This is a genomic window from Sporosarcina sp. Y838, assembly GCF_056786515.1.
The window spans coordinates 15,394-32,497 of record NZ_JBXCJD010000026.1; the positions used below are offsets into that span (position 1 = coordinate 15,394).

The following is a 17,104-nucleotide window of genomic DNA, read 5'->3' on the forward strand; positions in this document are numbered from 1 at the left end:
TTGTAACAGTTACGTATTAACGATCTGATTTCGTGTTGCGTGAACGACTGCTTTCTCTTCTAGCTCCGTCACGACTTCCACTAGGTGCGTTACCGCCACTTCCACCGCTACGACGAGCTCCGCCGCCACCGTATCCACGACCGCCACCACTAGTTGAACGACCACCGCTACGATTTCCTTTGTAGCCGCCGCCACCGCCACGAGAATTCCCGCGTGAAGGTAATGGACGCTCTTCAGAAATTGATACAGGTGTATCATTCGGTTCGCGTGTTAATGAACGAAGTGCTGCTGCAACTAGATCATTAGCTTCGAATTTCTCAAGTAAATCAGCCGCAAGATGCGTATAATCACTCAATTCGTTTTTAGTAACAATTTCAGTAAGTTGTTCCACAGCCACACGTTGCTGACCAAGAATTGCTTCGTCAGAAGATGGTGGATTCAATGGAGTCATTTGTTTTTTAGTTGTTTCTTCTACAATACGAAGGTAACCCATTTCACGTGGTGTTACAAATGTAATTGCCACTCCACTTTTACCTGCGCGTCCTGTACGACCGATACGGTGAACATAGCTTTCAGGATCTTGTGGAATATCGAAGTTATAAACGTGTGTTACGCCTGAAATATCAAGTCCACGCGCCGCAACGTCAGTTGCAACTAGAATATCAACTTTACCTTCTTTGAATTGCTTAAGGACTGACATCCGTTTTGCTTGAGTCAAGTCGCCATGAATTCCTTCAGCAATGTATCCACGGATACTTAGTGCTTGTGATAGTTCGTCAACGCGACGTTTTGTACGACCAAAGATGATTGCAAGTTCAGGTTGTTGAACGTTAAGCAAACGAGATAGAATATCGAATTTTTCACGTTCCTGTGATTTCACGAAGAACTGTTCGATATTTTCAACTGTCATTTCTTTAGACTTGATTTTAACCATTTCCGGGTTTTTCATGAACGTTTCTGCAATTTTGCGGATTGGTCCAGGCATAGTAGCCGAGAATAAAAGTGTTTGACGCTCAGATGGCACGCTAGCAAGAATCGTGTTGATATCTTCGATGAAGCCCATGTTCAACATTTCATCCGCTTCGTCAAGTACAAGTGTTTGTACACCGTCAAGTTTCAAAGTTTTACGTTTAATATGGTCAAGAATACGTCCTGGCGTACCAACAATGATTTGTGGATTATTACGCAATGCGCGGATTTGACGTCCGATTTCTTGTCCACCGTAAACGGAAAGAATTCGTACGCGTTTGTCAGCACCAATTCTTGCGATTTCTTCAGAAACCTGAATAGCTAATTCCCGAGTCGGAGCAATTACAAGTGCTTGTACTGCTGAGTTTTTAGTATCTACTTTTTCAATGATCGGAATACCGAATGCTGCTGTTTTACCAGTACCAGTTTGTGCTTGACCGATAACGTCGCGGCCTTCCATACCAAAACGGACAGTACCTTCTTGGATTGGAGTTGCTTCTTCAAACCCCATTTTAGATAGTGCGCGTTGTGTTGATTCACTGATGTTTAATTCTGAAAAATTAGTCAAACTTATCAATCTCCTTTGTTTTTTCATTTGACAATTGGTTACATTTGCAAATGAAGGCACGGCAAATTCGAGCCTGTTAAAAGGGAACGTTTCCGATATTTTGCATTCTCTAATGTATAAGTAGAGGTTATGGTTGAAAAGGAAAGCCCGGTCTTTGCCGAGCGGTTCGATCAACGGACAAATCATCCGATTTATATGAGCAAACCGTTAAATTCAAAAAAAAGTACTCTTCACTTACTGAAGAGTGCTACGTAAATGTATCCAATGTTCATCACATTGTACCACGGGTAAGCGTCATTCGCAATCAAAGTGCTTAATATAGTAATAATCAGTTTACTACCTGAAAAGCGGAGGCGCCTGAATAAAGGAACGCAGCCTAAGTTCGCCGCGTCCTGCGGCAATAAGGAAGGATGCAGTTCAATCCTTCCCCGCTGTATGACCTGCATCCTGCAGGCCCGAGACAGGCATAAGGAGGATTGGCGACGCGTTGCTTTCCCGCACAGCCCATTTCTTCTAAGGAACGCAACCTAAGTGCGCCGCGTCCTGCGGCAATAAGGAAGGATGCAGTTCAATCCTTCCCCGTTGCGTAACTCACATCCTGTGAGCCTCCGAGCCCCTAGGCGCTGAAGCCAGACACGAAAAGCGGAAGCGGCCATTTAAAGGAACGCAGCCTAAGTTCGCCACTTCCTGTGGCAATAAAGAGGGATGAAATTCAATCCCTCTCCGCTGGATGACTTGAAGTGAATGCCACTTCTTGCCATTCATTCCCAAACCGAAGCGCACCAAGTATCTGGCCGCCAAAACTAGCCATCATCACGCATAAACCGAAGCACTTCATTGAACCAATTGTCACAGTCATCGCTGTAACAGATATGATGCTTCCCGAGAGGTGATTTTATGTATTCCTTTTTTTTGGAGCCCAGTTTTTTTAGCAAATGCTCGGCAGTTCCAGCGGGAACAATCCCGTCTCTGCCACCTTGAACGATACAAACAGGTATTTTTATCAAATGGTAATAGGGCTTAACAATTTTCACCACTCGCAAAAATTCGAATGTCGCCCGCAGTGGCGTATGTGCCAATTTATAATCATAAATATGATAAAACGTATTCGGCGGAAATCTTTTTGTAATCGGTTTCGCTAACATGATTCCCAAATCTTTTATTAAGATACGCGGACTTATATACTTTGCAGCCGCACTTAACAAGACAAGTTTGTCAATTTTATATCGAAGTGCCAAATACATGGCGATAAGTCCACCCATAGAAAAGCCGACCACAATCACACGGTCGACTTCTTTTTGCAGCTTTTTAAATGCTATTTCTGCTTCCATCAACCAGGAATCAGCAGATGAATTTCTGAGATTCAGCATAATTCCGTGGCCCGGAAGTGTCGGCACAGACATTTCCCAGTCCGTTTTCCTTTTTAGAAAACGTTCAAACGGCCGAACTTCAAAAGGACCGCCTGTGAATCCATGAATGAATAACACACCTGTCTTTAATTTCTGATTCATTTGCTATTCAGCCCTTTAAGAATATGCTCTAGAGCCATTCCTCTTGAACCTTTTAATAACACGATTGAATTTTCACCTGTCTGTTTCTCGAGTATATCTACGAGTGGAACATAATCCTTTTCTGACCATACTAGAAGTGTTTCGCTATCTCGTTTTTTCAAGACGTCGTACAACCACTCCATCCTTGGACCATAAAGCAGGATACCTTCTAAATCCATAGCCATCATTTCATCGGCAAGATTCTCATGATATTCCCTTTCATTGTCACCAAGTTCCAACATGTCGGCTAGTACAACCCACTTTTCTTTCCGTAATCCTGTTTCTTTCATGAATGCCAAGGCCGCGCGCATAGAAGTCGGCGCTGCATTATAAGCATCATTGATGAACAGTGCACCACTTTCCATCAGCACTGGTTGCATACGCATATCTGTCAAAGTCGCTTGAATTAAAGCAGCACGGATATCATTGACACTGATAGCCATTGCATCGGCGATTAGAATTGCTGCAAGTGCATTTTTCACTTGATGGGCGCCATAAACAGGAATAGTGAATTCCCCTTCGAGTAAGCCCGTTACTGTAAAACGGCTTCCTGCATCTCCTGATTCAATGGTTTCAAGTGCCAACGCTGCGTTCTTACCATAACCAAATGATACGCTCTCTACAGCAGTCTGTAGTTCAACTAGTTCTCTCAGAAGCGGTTCATCTCCATCGTAAAAGAACTTTCCACCTTCTTGTAAGCCGTCAATAATTTCAAATTTCGCTTTGGCGATTCCTGCACGCGAACCAAGATCCTGCATATGCGCTTCCCCGATATTCGTAATTACAGCAAAGTGTGGTTTTGCAAGTTTCGATAAAAAGGATATTTCCCCAAACCCGCTCATGCCCATTTCAAGAACCGCGATTTCCGTATCTACTTCAAGCGATAATATCGTGAGTGGTAATCCAAGTTCATTATTATAGTTACCTTCTGTTTTTCGAACGTTGAAATAAGGCGCTAGAACACTTGCAATTAAGTCCTTTGTTGACGTTTTCCCGTTTGAGCCTGTAATACCAATAACTTTACATTGAAGCATCCCACGATAGATACGTGCCATTTCCTGGAGTGCTCTCTCTGGATCCTCGACAAAAATTAGTGCTATGTCTTCTGGTGGATTCGGCTCGTCTTTCATCCATAACGCCGCTACTGCACCTTGTTTAATTGCCTGTTGTACATAGTTGTGGCCATTCACATGTTCTCCGCGGAAAGGGATAAATAGATCTCCCTTGCTAGCAGTCCGTGAATCGATGGACACACCACTCACTACCTTGTCGCCCATATTTTGTCCTGACTCTTGTATCCATTCAGCGATTTCGGTTAACATCCGTTTCACTTCTAATCACACTCAATCCATCGTATATTGTAATTTTTGTTTTTCAGTGTGCCTTTCAAGCGCAAGTTCAATAAGCTTATCGATTAATTCCGGATATGTGACACCTGTTTTCTGCCACAAAAGCGGGAACATACTCGTCGGCGTGAAACCTGGCATCGTATTGACTTCATTGATCAATACTTCATTGTCTGCCGTGACAAAGAAGTCAGCGCGTACAAGCCCCGAACAGTCGAGCACTTTAAATGCACGAACTGCCATGTCTTCCATTGTCTTTATTACGTCCTCGGTTACTTCTGCAGGTATGGCAAGTGTTGTATTACCATCTGTATATTTCGCTTCATAATCGTAAAATGCAGCGACAGGTTTGATTTCTCCGGATACCGAACATTGCGGTTCATCGTTACCCATGACACTCATTTCAATTTCACGTGCTGTTGCAGCTTGTTCAACGATAACTTTACGATCAAATTTCAAAGCAAGGTCCACCGCTGTTATTAAACTCTCCCGATCCGTTGCCATGCTGATACCGACACTAGAACCCAGATTTGCAGGTTTTACAAACATTGGCCAGCCGAGCTCCGCTTCCATTCTATCTACTAGTTGTTGTTGTTCTTTGACCCATCCAGTACGGATAAAATGCACATAAGCCACTTGTTTCAATCCCGCTTGTGCGAATAATTGTTTCATAACAACTTTATCCATTCCTGCGGACGATGCAAGGACACCGTTACCTACGTAAGGAACGTTCATCACTTCAAAAAGCCCTTGAACCGTTCCATCTTCACCATTCGTTCCATGAAGAAGTGGGAAGATGACATCTGGCGCACCCGTTCCACCGTTAAGGAAGTCATGGATACTATCCGGTTTACTGCCGTCATCCCCTTTTAGCCGTAGCTCTTCAATCGACCCTACAGGACTTTCCAGTGATTCACCTTTTCTCCATTCGCCGTCGTACGTAATATAAATCGGTACCACTTCGTACTTTCCAAAATCAACTGCCTGCGTCACTGCACGGGCAGTTGACAAAGACACCTCGTGCTCAGCCGACTTCCCTCCATAAACCAAACCTAACTTCTTCTTCATGGTTTCCCCTCGCATTCTAGTAGTTTTCGTTATTCTAGTTTACCACGAACGGCTCCCTGTCATAATTAATATATGTAAGTTATTCAGCTAAACGACTTAAGTCCTGCAACACCTATGATGATAAAGGACAAAAATAGGAACTTTAATGCGCTTCGCTTTTCCCGAAAGAAAACCATGCCCATCAATACACTCCCCGCCGCACCAATACCTGCCCAAACTGCGTACCCTGTTCCAACCGGCAATTCTTTCAAGGCAACTGATAATAAAAAGAAACTGACGGCAGCTGATAATACTGTAAGGATACTATACTTCTTATCGCGAAATCCTTTCGATAATTTCATCGTAATCACGAATGCAACTTCGAAGAGTCCCGCTATAATGAGGATGAACCAAGACATTATTGCGTCTCCTCCTGACCATCTGCCAATTTGAGACCAACGATACCAACAAGCAGAAGCACTAGAAAAAATATTTTTCCGACGCCTGCTCCTTCATTAAATACAATAATCCCTACGATTGCTGTTCCGATTGCCCCTATTCCTGTGAATATAGCATATGCAGTTCCAATCGGAATTGTTTCCATCGCTTTTGCAAAGAGAAAAAAGCTAACTACTATGAAGATTAGTGTAACTACCGAAGGCAAAAGGACGGTGAACCCACGTGCCTCTTTTAAACCAATCGCCCAAACAACTTCGGTCATACCCGCAATCAGTAAATAAATCCACGCCATATTTATGATCCCTTTCTATGCGAAGGGCAGAATAACCCTTAAATTTCCCACAAGTCTAACATGCATGCCTTAACTGGGGCAACTTCGCGGACACAAATGCGTCCAATATGAGGATATGCATCTGTACTCATATTACGTTATACTAAAGGTGCTATTATTTTATAGAAGTTTAGGTGAATAGATTTAACATTATTAAACAGTCCAATAAACTCTTTTTAATGAGGATTGAATGACTATCATACTAACCTGCCTCTATTTTCGTTTTATTTTTCTTCAAGAATGCAACTCCATTTTAGTGAAACCAAGGTGACTATAGATGAAAATGAACAACAAACCCGCAGATCGTTTTGACTGGACTCTCGCATTTATCCTTTTGCTATTTTTCCTCGTCAGCCTATTCGCGATAGCTTCAGCACAAACAACAGGCCAATATAAGGACATGAACTCTATGCCCATTAGCTTCGTAGCTTCACAAATTCAATGGTACGTTATCGGTTGTATCATTATTGCAATCACTATGTTTTTGGAACCAGACCAATATAAAAAAGCTGCCTGGATTATTTATGGGGGCGGTGTATTTTTATTAGCTATGCTCTTTATCCTTCCTGATGGCATGAAATTGGTCGAACCAAGGAATGGAGCCAAAAGTTGGTTCCACATTCCTGGAGTCGGGAGTATTCAGCCCGCTGAGTTCATGAAAACATTCTTCATCATTGGGATGGCACACATGATTACAAAACATCATGAAAAATTTATGAACAAGACTTTAAAAACCGATTTTTATTTACTCGGTAAAATAATTGCCGTATTAATCTTACCTTTGCTTTTCATCATGATGCAGACTGATCTTGGAACAGGACTTGTCTTTATCGCAATAACAGCAGTGTTCGTCATCGTTTCCGGCATTTCATGGCGAATTATTTTACCTGTTTTTGCAGGGACTGCAACAATAGGTGCAACATTGCTTTGGATGGCTCTTTACGCTCAGGACTTCCTTCAAAACAAACTAGGTTTTTCCTCTTACCAGTTTGAACGAATTTATTCTTGGATCGATCCCTATTCGTATTCATCTAATGAAGGACGGCATTTAATTACGTCACTCAATGCAATTGGCTCAGGTGAAATTTTCGGGAAAGGCTATAAAGGTCGTGAAGTATATGTCGCGGAAAGCCATACCGATTTCATCTTTACAACGATTAGTGAAGATTGGGGATTTGTTGGTGCGAGTCTCGTCATTTGTCTGTATTTCTTCTTGATTTATCATTTGACTAAAATTACGCTTGAATTAAAAGATCCCTTCAGTACCTATATATGTGCAGGTATCATTGCGATGATTACTTTCCACGTCTTTGAAAATATTGGAATGACGATACAACTTCTTCCGATTACAGGCATTCCACTTCCCTTTATCAGTTACGGTGGTAGTTCACTTATGGGTAATATGCTCGCAATTGGATTGGTATTCAGCATGAAGTTCCACCACAGGACGTATATGTTTAGTTCAGACGACGATGAATAAGAAAAACTCCACTGAAATTCCGGTGGAGTTTTTCTTATAAAACGGATACTATCATTTCCATTATTGCGACTGAACTTGCGGGCCTTGTGCAGGTGGCGCGAGGGCCTTCAGCATTTCCAGACGAGATTTCGTCATCGTTGCCGAAACACCCAACTTCGCCAAGTTGGAGATAATTGATTTCAAATCAACTTCTTTAGCCATCTTTTCCACCCCGACCTTTCTATTAGTAATAGACGAAAACGCATGAAGAAAGTTTCTTTTCATCGTTACAAGTTGTTCTATTTCGCTCATACTACAATCATACCACCATTGTCCACTTTTTAATCTTTCATTTCTGTTACAGTGTGGATTTTTTGTAAATAATTCATACAGAAAATAAAAAGGGGTTTTTATTGACATACCCCCTGAGGGTACATTACACTTAAATTAACAATAAGGGGGCGATAAAATGACAATAGACGTAATTCTGGATGAATTCTCAGAAGAGTCCGCGATACAATCTTGCAGGAAAAGCCACCATCCTGATAGTGTGAAAACAAATATGGTTCATCGACTGAATCGGATCGAGGGACAAATTAGAGGCATTAAAGGCATGATTGAAAAAGATGTGTACTGCGATGACATCATTACACAACTATCCGCAACCCAGTCCGCTCTTAATAGCGTGGCTAAAGTACTGCTCGATGGTCATCTAAAAGGTTGTGTTAAAGACCGGCTCACTGAAGGCGACGATGAAGTTCTTGATGAATTGTTAGTTACAATGATGAAATTAATAAAAAAGTGAGGAGGCATTAATTATGACGACAACAACAACTTTAAACATTACAGGAATGACTTGCGGCCATTGCGTAAAATCGGTAGAAGATAGCGTTAGCAAACTTTCCGGTGTAGAAAAAGTGAAAGTGAATCTCGAATCAGGCAGTGTCGAAATTGCTTTTCAAGACGACATGGTCAATGTAAAAGAAATTACCAACACGATAGAGGACCAAGGTTACGACGTCGAGCAATAAGAAAACAAACTGCGGTCTACCGCAGTTCTTTTATAACTGAATTATACCCCCCGCGGGTAAGTGAGGAGGTTTTATTCTAATGACTGAAAAGAAAACCGACATCACAATTACAGGGATGACCTGCGTCGCCTGCTCCAACCGGGTAGAAAAAGGATTGCAACGGATGGATGGTGTAACCTATGCCAACGTTAACTTCGCGACAGAAAAAGCAGCCGTGTCTTTCGATGACGATAAAGTCGACATGCATTCCATTCAAGAAAAAATTCGTTCACTCGGTTATGACGTCGTTAAAGAAGAGGTCGATTTCCAAATTTCCGGAATGACGTGTGCCGCTTGTTCCAACCGTATTGAAAAAGGATTGGCGCGCATGGATGGTGTTTTCTCAGCAAACGTCAATCTCGCACTTGAAACTGGGAAAGTAAAATACGACCCATCCAATTTAAATTCTGAAGACATTATTAACAAAATAAAGAACATGGGTTACAGTGCAGAACGAAAAGGTGACATTCCGGAAGGTCAAGAAGATCACCGTCATGTGGAAATCCGGAAGATGACACGATTATTTTACATCGCGGCTGCACTCTCCTTCCCTCTTCTATGGACAATGTTCTCTCACTTTACCTTTACGTCTTGGATGTATGTACCCGCACTTTTAATGAACCCTTATGTACAATGGGCGCTTGCGACACCAGTACAGTTTTGGATTGGCTGGACCTTTTACAGGGGTGCATACTTCTCACTGCGCAATAAAAGTGCCAATATGGATGTGCTTGTTGCACTTGGAACGTCCGCAGCATACTTCTATTCAATCTATCTGGTTCTGAGCGGTTTCCCACATGGCCTTTATTTTGAAACAAGTGCTGTGTTAATAACATTAATTCTTCTCGGAAAAGTATTCGAAGCTCGCGCGAAGGGGCATTCGTCTGATGCGATTAAGAAATTAATGGGCTTACAACCGACGATGGCAATTGTGGAACGTGAAGGTGTAACTGAAGAAATACCCATTTCCGCAGTCAATGTAGGTGATATTCTTGTCATCCGTCCAGGTGCTTCAATCCCGGTCGATGCAGTAGTCATTTCCGGTTTGTCAGCCGTGGATGAATCAATGCTTACGGGTGAAAGTTTACCTGTTGATAAAATAGAGGGCGACACAACCTATGCTGCCACCGTAAATGCGAATGGTGTTTTGCGTGTTCGCGCGAAAAGTATTGGCAAAGATACGGTCCTTTCAAACATCATTCGTGTTGTAGAGGAAGCACAAGGTTCTAAAGCGCCTATTCAGCGGCTAGCTGATCAAATTTCAGGTGTATTCGTACCTGTTGTCGTGGGAATTGCCGTCTTAACGTTTCTCGTCTGGTATTTCGCAGTCGCTCCAGGTGACTTTGCACAAGCTCTTGTTAGCATGATTGCTGTTCTCGTTATTGCTTGTCCATGTGCACTTGGACTCGCAACACCGACGTCGATTATGGCTGGCTCGGGTCGCGCCGCGGAACAAGGGGTTTTATTCAAAACGGCAGAAGCAATGGAAAACACGAAAACGATTGACACCATCGTTTTGGATAAAACCGGTACAATTACAAAAGGCGCTCCTGAAGTGACTGATTTCATTGTTGCAGATGAAACGAATCGAAATCGTCTCATTGCAATTGCGGCAGCAGCAGAAAGTGATTCCGAACACCCAGTTGCAAAAGCTATTACAGTTTTCGGATTGAATTTAGGTAGTTCGTTGCCAGCAGTAGAACACTTCGAGGCTATTCCGGGACATGGGATTAAGAGCGTTATAGGCGGTTCTACAGTTTTCATGGGAACACGGAAATTGCTCGCTGACAATGAAATCTCTCTGGACACTACTATTTCAGATGCAGAAAAACTTGAAAACGACGGCAAAACCGTCATGTATATGGCAGTCTCCGGTGCGCACGTGGCGACACTTGCGGTTGCAGACACGTTGAAAGAAACCTCGAAAGAAGCAGTCGCAGAACTTCATGCGCTCGGACTTGACGTCATTATGCTGACAGGAGACCAAGAACGCACTGCACAAGCCATCGCGAAGATAGCAGGTATCAATCACGTCGTTGCCGGTGTTCTTCCTGAACGCAAGGCGCAGGTCATCGCCGAATTACAGGAAAAAGGAAAGCGAGTCGCAATGGTCGGGGATGGCATTAACGATGCACCTGCACTAGCCGTCGCAGATATTGGAATGGCAATGGGAACAGGAACGGCAGTTGCGATGGAAGCCGCGGACATTACGCTGATGCACGGCGATTTATTGCGCGTCGCTGATACAATCAAAATGAGCCGGTTAACCGTACGCAACATTAAACAGAACTTATTTTGGGCCCTTGCCTATAACTCAGTCGGGATTCCCATTGCAGCGGCAGGGCTTCTGGCTCCATGGGTTGCAGGCGCTGCAATGGCATTTAGCTCGGTTTCAGTTGTGCTGAATGCACTCCGTTTACAACGAGTTAAATTAAGGGATTAAATTATTTGTTGGACGCCGTGGATTTTTCTCAGCGGTGTCCTTTTTGTATTTGCATCGTTGGACAGTTCTGGATGTTCATTGGACACTTTGATACTATTGTTGGAAACTCACCATTTGAAATCACATTCAATCAACGTGTTTTGCATTACAACAACTGAAATAGACTTATCCATTGTACGTTTAGGGCATGACGGGTAAAATGAAAGTAGTGATTTGAGAGAAAGTAGGTTTAATCATGAAAAAAGCGATTCTTCTTCTTATGTCCGTGCAATTCTTTGTTTACCTCGGGTTTGGAATCATTATCCCGATTCTTCCCGAAGTCATCTTGCAGCAAGGTTATTCCGAAGTGCATGTCGGCGGACTGCTGACCATTTACGCACTCGCCTCATTTTTCACTGCACCGCTTTGGGGTGTTTTCTCAGATCGTACAGGTAGAAAAAAACTAATTTTGATAGGCCTTATGGGTTTTAGTCTTAGCTTCTTCTTGTTCGCGCTATTCCTAGAGAACTTGCCGTTGCTATATGCTTCGCGTGTTGTCGGTGGAATATTCTCTGGGGCACTTTACACTGCCGTAACAGGGTTCGTAGCAGATATGACAGATGAAGAAAACCGCAACAAATACATGGGTCTACTTGGCATGTCAATTGGTCTCGGTTTTATATTCGGCCCTGCAATTGGCGGTGTACTTGGTAATGTCAGCCTTCAATTACCGTTTCTAGCGTCCGGTTTATTAACAGTACTTCTTATGGTTTATGCGGGAGTTATTTTAAAAGAGCCTGAACGGCGTGGTGTGGCCAATAAACGCGCAATCCTCCCAAAAGGAGCGGCAACACTTTGGCAATACCGAATCCGCTATTTGTTCCTGTTCTCCTTCATGATAACGTTCCTTCTAGCGGGACTTGAATCAACGTTCCAATTGTTCCAAATCTCGAAAATTGAAATCACTCCGCTACAGCTTGGTTACTTATTTATGGCTAGTGGATTTGTCGATGCGGCAATTCAAGGCGGGGTCGTCCGACGGGTGAAAAACGGCACAGAAACGAAATGGATTATCGGAGCGCAGATTGTTACTGCAGTCGGACTTTTCCTAATCCCATTCTCATCCAGTCTCTTCTGGGCAGGCTTTGCACTCAGCGTTTTCACTGCTGGGAACGCACTTGCACGGACAGTACTCGTTTCACTAACAACAAAAGAATCAGGTGGTAAATATGGAACCGCCGCCGGAATGACGTATTCCATGGATAATATGGGACGCATTATCGGTCCGCTCTTATTCACATGGATTTTCACACAAGAAGCCGGCAATATGTATTACATCTCTGCAGTTCTTGCTCTCCTTTCTATTGCGTTAATCTTTGCTTATAGAAAGTCTGCTAAATCGTTGCGGAACTTGGATACAGCGACTGAGTAATTAGCAAAAATAATAAAGGCAACCTCTCTAAGTTAATGAGAGGTTGCCTTTATTATTACCGCAGAAGATGTTAACATCTTCTGCGGTATTTTTTATGGTACAACAATTTACACTTCAACAGTTTGCTTTTTAAGTGGCGCATTGTACAAATCTTTATCCAGTTCACCTGTAACCCGCGCAGTTGTAACCCCAGCCATCATGGAACCGTTGACGTTCAATGCTGTACGGCCCATATCGATTAGCGGCTCTACCGAAATCAAGAGTCCTGCTAGTACGACTGGCAAGTTAAGTGCCGATAAAACTAGAATGGCTGCAAATGTCGCTCCCCCACCCACACCGGCAACTCCAAATGAACTGATTGCCACGATCGCGATCAATGTAATAAGGAATGTCGGCTCAAGTGGATTTTGTCCAACAGACGGTGCAATCATAACCGCAAGCATCGCCGGATAGATTCCTGCACATCCATTTTGGCCGATTGACAAACCAAACGACCCTGCAAAGTTAGCAATTCCATCAGGCACACCAAGACGTTTGGTCTGCGTATCGATATTAAGTGGAAGTGCTCCTGCACTCGACCGTGATGAGAATGCAAAAATCAATGCTTCCGCTACTTTTTTCAAGTATGTGATTGGATTCAAACCACATAACGCAATAATAATTAAGTGAATACCAAACATGACAATAATTGCAACATATGACGCGAGTACAAATTTACCTAGACTAAAGATGGCAGCAAAGTCAGACATTGCGACAGTGCGCGCAATAATCGCTAAAATCCCATAAGGCGTCAACCGCAATACTATTTTTACTACGCCCATGATTAAAGAATAAATAGCATCGATTCCTTTTTTAACGGTAGCCGCATTTTTCTCGTCTCTTCTCGTTAGCGTCAAATATGCAAATCCGAGAAATGCAGCAAAAATGACAACCCCAATTGTTGATGTTGGTCGTGCACCCGTCATATCAAGGAACGGATTCGCCGGAAATAAGTCGATTATCTGATCTGGCAATGCGCGATCTGCAACATCAACGGAACGTTCTTCAATCTCAACGCCGCGAGCAACTTCAGCATCCCCTTGCACAATTTCAGATGCATCAAGTCCAAATAGAACTGTCGCAGCAATCCCGATGACTGCGGCAATCGCCGTTGTACCAACGAGAAGCCCTAATATTAATCCGGCCATTTTCCCGAAGTTTTTACCGATTGTTATCTTCGTGAATGCCCCAAGTATTGATATGAAAACAAGTGGCATAACAATCATCTGGAGCAACTTGACGTAACCTGTTCCTAACAAGTTGAACCACGGCATTGACTCTTGCAGTATGGACGATTCTGTCCCGTAAGCAAAATTTAAAATAAGTCCGTATACAATCCCGAGCCCGAGTGCAGTAAAAACACGTTTTGAAAACGAAATCTTTTTGCGATGCATACTATATAGTATACCGACTAGCAATAGCAAGCCGACGATATTCAAAATCAGCAATAATATATCCACGTCTATTCCTCCTATTATTAATAATGGCACAAAGTACAAATTACACTCTATACTTTTAATACCAACCAGTCAAGTAGGTTTTATTGTTGCAATTGTCACTATTATCTTCATTTTCCTTAGTTATCCGTTATACTAATAAAATAGGCATCATTTCTGAAGGAGGTAGCTAATGAGTCAACTTATCAGCATTTCAGTGATAGCAGTTTTTATCTTGAATATATTTCTTGCGATTGCTCTTATTTTTCTAGAAAGAAGAGATCCTACCTCAACTTGGGCATGGCTCCTTGTCATATTTTTCATACCATTCTTTGGTTTCTTCATCTACCTTTTACTCGGCAGGCGGCTCAGGGACAAACATCTATTTCGCTGGGAAGGTCGGAGTAAGATCGGAATCGATCAATTAATTGATTATCAAATTGAAGCAATCGAAGAAAACACCCTCGAATTTAGACTTGACGACACTGCACATTACCAAGATATGATTTACCTTCACCTAAGAAATAACCACGCTGTGTTGACCCAAGACAATGACGTTCAAGTCTTTAACGATGGGGCAGCTAAATTTGACGCACTTATTCATGACCTTGAACAAGCCAAAGATCACATCCATTTTCAATATTACATTTTTAAACTCGATACCCTTGGAACTAGGATATTAAACGTTTTGATTCGGAAGGCAAAACAAGGAGTTAGAGTGCGGGTGTTATTTGATGATATCGGTTCAAGGGGACTTCGCAAAAGGCATTTGCAAGAACTGATAGATAGCGGTGGGGATGTTGAAGCATTCTTCCCAGCTACGATGCCACTCATCAACCCTCGGATGAATTTCCGGAATCATCGAAAAATAGTTGTTATTGACGGACGCATCGGATATGTCGGTGGATTCAATGTCGGTGATGAATACTTGGGTCACAACAAGAAGTTCGGCTATTGGCGTGATACACATCTTAGAATTGAGGGTAGCGCGGTCCATCCTCTTCAGACAAGATTTATATTGGACTGGAACCAAGCATCCGAAAAAAATGATATTGAATATGCGGAACACTTTTTCCCGGCAATCCCAAGAAAAGGTTCAGTCGGTATGCAAATCGTTTCTAGCGGGCCTGATTCCGAGTGGGAACAAATTAAAGACGGTTATCTAAAAATGATATTCATTGCGAAAAAGTATATCTATATCCAAACACCTTATTTCATTCCCGATATCAGCTTTTTGGATGCTCTACGCATCGCTTGTCTTTCTGGAATCGATGTACGAATAATGATTCCAAATAAACCTGATCACATGTTTGTTTACTGGGCCACCTACTCGAATGTTGGAAAGCTATTAAAAGCAGGTGCTCGTGTTTATATTTACGAGAACGGTTTCCTGCATGCAAAACAGATTGTCGTAGACGATGAACTTTCGACTGTCGGAACTGCCAATATCGATGTACGCAGCTTTAAATTGAACTTTGAAGTCAATGCATTCATTTATGATCGACAAAAGTCACATGAATTAGCCGAGCTGTTTGAACAGGATATGCAATTATCAACTGAATTGACATATGACATGTATTTGGAACGTTCACGTATGATTAAGGTAAAAGAATCTGTCTCTCGTTTATTATCGCCAATACTATAAATTAGAATGAAAGGGACGTACCGATAATTCGGTACGTCCCTTTTTGAAGAATGCAGAGTAAGTTTACTTTACTGTATACCAAGATATTCTTCCAATGTGATTTTCCTATTGTAGATGTCAGTTGCAATTTCTGTTCCAACATAGCGGTAGTGCCACGATTCATGCATATAACCCGTGACAAGTTCTTTTCCTTCAGGGTATCGCATAATGAAACCGAATCGATGCGCATTTTTTGCCACCCATTTACCCGCACCTGTTTCTCCAAATGATGATGATGCAAAATGCTGTTCAAAATTCACTTCACCAATGTCGAATGCGAGTCCTGTTTGGTGTTCGGAATAACCTGGGCGCGCACTGTATGTATCGGCTGCACTCTTACCGTCACGCGCAACATATCGCTCGTAAAGGACAGTCTGATAATCATACGAACGATACGTGCTGAAAGCCGTCAAAATGTACTGTGATAGTTTTGCTTCTGCCGCCATCTTTTCAAAGGCTGTGCGCGCTTCTTTACTCTCACCCTCCGCATAATCTTTCGGCAACGGATACTTTTTGTTGGCTATCAAAATGTTTTTAACGTATTTCGGTTCTTTTGGAAGTACCTGCCCTGCAATATATCCACCCTTGTCAATCAAGAGTGCCGGTTTTTCTGTAGTGCCAGCATCTGTATTGTCGTTTCCAGAGGATATGGATGGTGGAGTAGTTGGCTTCACTGGTTTTTGATTCGTTTTTCCCTCTGCATCCGGATCAGCTACTTCAGGCACTTCTGACTTATCGTCGCCATTCTCCACGGGATCGTTCAGTTCATTCGGTTCCGTTTCAGGAGCTACAGTTTCATTCAACGTCGAACTCGGAAGACCAATGACTTCCTTGACTTTTTGTACACTTTTCTCTACATCCCAGTTATTCAACCCAACCCAAGTCACCATGCCAGTCACAAGGATTCCAGAAATAAGTAGCGTGAACGTCAAAGCTTTACCACGTTTATTATTTTCTTTATTATATTTATTGTTTTTCCGTCCCATTGTCGAGCCTACCTTCTCAATATATATCTATATTCTATCATCATTTTTCTTTGCAGTCAGCGTAAACTATCATTTCATTCTACTAAGTTAACAACTCGTGGCAGCACATGAAATGGTCGTCTATTCAGCATCCTCCATTTTCATCGTACTGATGACTAAGAAGAAATATGCCTTTTGGATGTAGCCCTAATAAAAAGACGCACACCGGAAATGTTGTGCACCCCAAAAGTTAGAGTCAAAATCTAACCTTTGGGGTGTTTTATTATGGCTAAATATAGCGATGAGTTTAAGTTGATGGTTGTGAAA

At 42.5% G+C, this 17,104-nt stretch carries 15 protein-coding genes; 6 read left to right on the forward strand and 9 right to left on the reverse strand.

Annotation, left to right across the window (positions count from 1 at the left end; all coding sequences use genetic code 11):
* Positions 1–16 precede the first annotated feature (16 nt).
* The 6 genes from cshA to AC1TO4_RS18330 all read right to left on the reverse strand — a co-directional run bounded on the left by cshA (position 17) and on the right by AC1TO4_RS18330 (position 6,231).
* Positions 17–1,537 carry a degradosome RNA helicase CshA gene (cshA, locus tag AC1TO4_RS18305; RefSeq protein ID WP_482106467.1) on the reverse strand — a complete coding sequence of 507 codons (1,521 nt, stop codon included), beginning with the start codon at positions 1,535–1,537 and terminating at the stop codon, positions 17–19.
* Positions 1,538–2,340: 803 nt separating this feature from the next.
* On the reverse strand, positions 2,341–3,048 hold the full coding sequence (locus tag AC1TO4_RS18310; RefSeq protein WP_482106468.1) for an alpha/beta hydrolase: 708 nt from the start codon (positions 3,046–3,048) through the stop codon (positions 2,341–2,343).
* On the reverse strand, positions 3,045–4,418 hold the full coding sequence (locus tag AC1TO4_RS18315) for a UDP-N-acetylmuramoyl-tripeptide--D-alanyl-D-alanine ligase (RefSeq protein WP_482106469.1): 1,374 nt from the start codon (positions 4,416–4,418) through the stop codon (positions 3,045–3,047). Before AC1TO4_RS18315 ends, AC1TO4_RS18310 begins: the two co-directional genes overlap by 4 nt.
* A 12-nt stretch (positions 4,419–4,430) precedes the next feature.
* On the reverse strand, positions 4,431–5,501 hold the full coding sequence (locus tag AC1TO4_RS18320; protein ID WP_482106470.1) for a D-alanine--D-alanine ligase: 1,071 nt from the start codon (positions 5,499–5,501) through the stop codon (positions 4,431–4,433).
* Between the two features lie 83 nt (positions 5,502–5,584).
* Entirely contained in the window at positions 5,585–5,899 is a 315-nt protein-coding gene (locus AC1TO4_RS18325) for a DMT family transporter (RefSeq protein ID WP_482106471.1), read from the reverse strand.
* Complete coding sequence (locus tag AC1TO4_RS18330) at positions 5,899–6,231, reverse strand: DMT family transporter (protein ID WP_482106472.1); 333 nt, start codon at positions 6,229–6,231, stop codon at positions 5,899–5,901. Before AC1TO4_RS18330 ends, AC1TO4_RS18325 begins: the two co-directional genes overlap by 1 nt.
* A 322-nt stretch (positions 6,232–6,553) precedes the next feature.
* Between AC1TO4_RS18330 and AC1TO4_RS18335 the strand changes: the two genes are divergently transcribed.
* On the forward strand, positions 6,554–7,750 hold the full coding sequence (locus AC1TO4_RS18335; RefSeq protein WP_482101762.1) for an FtsW/RodA/SpoVE family cell cycle protein: 1,197 nt from the start codon (positions 6,554–6,556) through the stop codon (positions 7,748–7,750).
* A gap of 60 nt (positions 7,751–7,810) precedes the next feature.
* On the opposite strand, the gene AC1TO4_RS18340 is transcribed toward AC1TO4_RS18335, so the two are convergent.
* Positions 7,811–7,951, reverse strand: a complete 141-nt coding sequence (locus tag AC1TO4_RS18340) for an Lmo0850 family protein (protein WP_482101763.1) — start codon at positions 7,949–7,951, stop codon at positions 7,811–7,813.
* A gap of 247 nt (positions 7,952–8,198) precedes the next feature.
* On the opposite strand from AC1TO4_RS18340, the gene AC1TO4_RS18345 reads away from it, so the two are divergent.
* From AC1TO4_RS18345 to AC1TO4_RS18360, 4 genes are all read left to right on the forward strand, one after another.
* Positions 8,199–8,534, forward strand: coding sequence for a metal-sensitive transcriptional regulator (locus AC1TO4_RS18345; protein WP_482106473.1), 336 nt, complete (start codon positions 8,199–8,201; stop codon positions 8,532–8,534).
* A gap of 13 nt (positions 8,535–8,547) precedes the next feature.
* Positions 8,548–8,760, forward strand: coding sequence for a copper chaperone CopZ (gene copZ, locus AC1TO4_RS18350; RefSeq protein WP_482106474.1), 213 nt, complete (start codon positions 8,548–8,550; stop codon positions 8,758–8,760).
* Positions 8,761–8,839: 79 nt separating this feature from the next.
* Positions 8,840–11,242, forward strand: a complete 2,403-nt coding sequence (locus AC1TO4_RS18355) for a heavy metal translocating P-type ATPase (RefSeq protein WP_482106475.1) — start codon at positions 8,840–8,842, stop codon at positions 11,240–11,242.
* A 235-nt stretch (positions 11,243–11,477) separates the two neighbouring features.
* Positions 11,478–12,653, forward strand: a complete 1,176-nt coding sequence (locus tag AC1TO4_RS18360) for an MFS transporter (protein ID WP_482106476.1) — start codon at positions 11,478–11,480, stop codon at positions 12,651–12,653.
* A gap of 107 nt (positions 12,654–12,760) precedes the next feature.
* Here AC1TO4_RS18360 and AC1TO4_RS18365 read toward each other — a convergent pair whose 3' ends face one another.
* Entirely contained in the window at positions 12,761–14,086 is a 1,326-nt protein-coding gene (locus tag AC1TO4_RS18365) for an L-cystine transporter (RefSeq protein WP_482106480.1), read from the reverse strand.
* A 235-nt stretch (positions 14,087–14,321) separates the two neighbouring features.
* On the opposite strand from AC1TO4_RS18365, the gene cls reads away from it, so the two are divergent.
* Positions 14,322–15,773: a cardiolipin synthase gene (gene cls, locus AC1TO4_RS18370; RefSeq protein WP_482106477.1), complete on the forward strand. Its 1,452-nt coding sequence runs from the start codon at positions 14,322–14,324 to the stop codon at positions 15,771–15,773.
* A gap of 68 nt (positions 15,774–15,841) precedes the next feature.
* On the opposite strand, the gene AC1TO4_RS18375 is transcribed toward cls, so the two are convergent.
* The gene (locus AC1TO4_RS18375) at positions 15,842–16,798 is read right to left on the reverse strand and encodes a M15 family metallopeptidase (protein WP_482106478.1); all 957 of its coding nucleotides are present in this window, start codon (positions 16,796–16,798) and stop codon (positions 15,842–15,844) included.
* Positions 16,799–17,104: the final 306 nt, after the last annotated feature.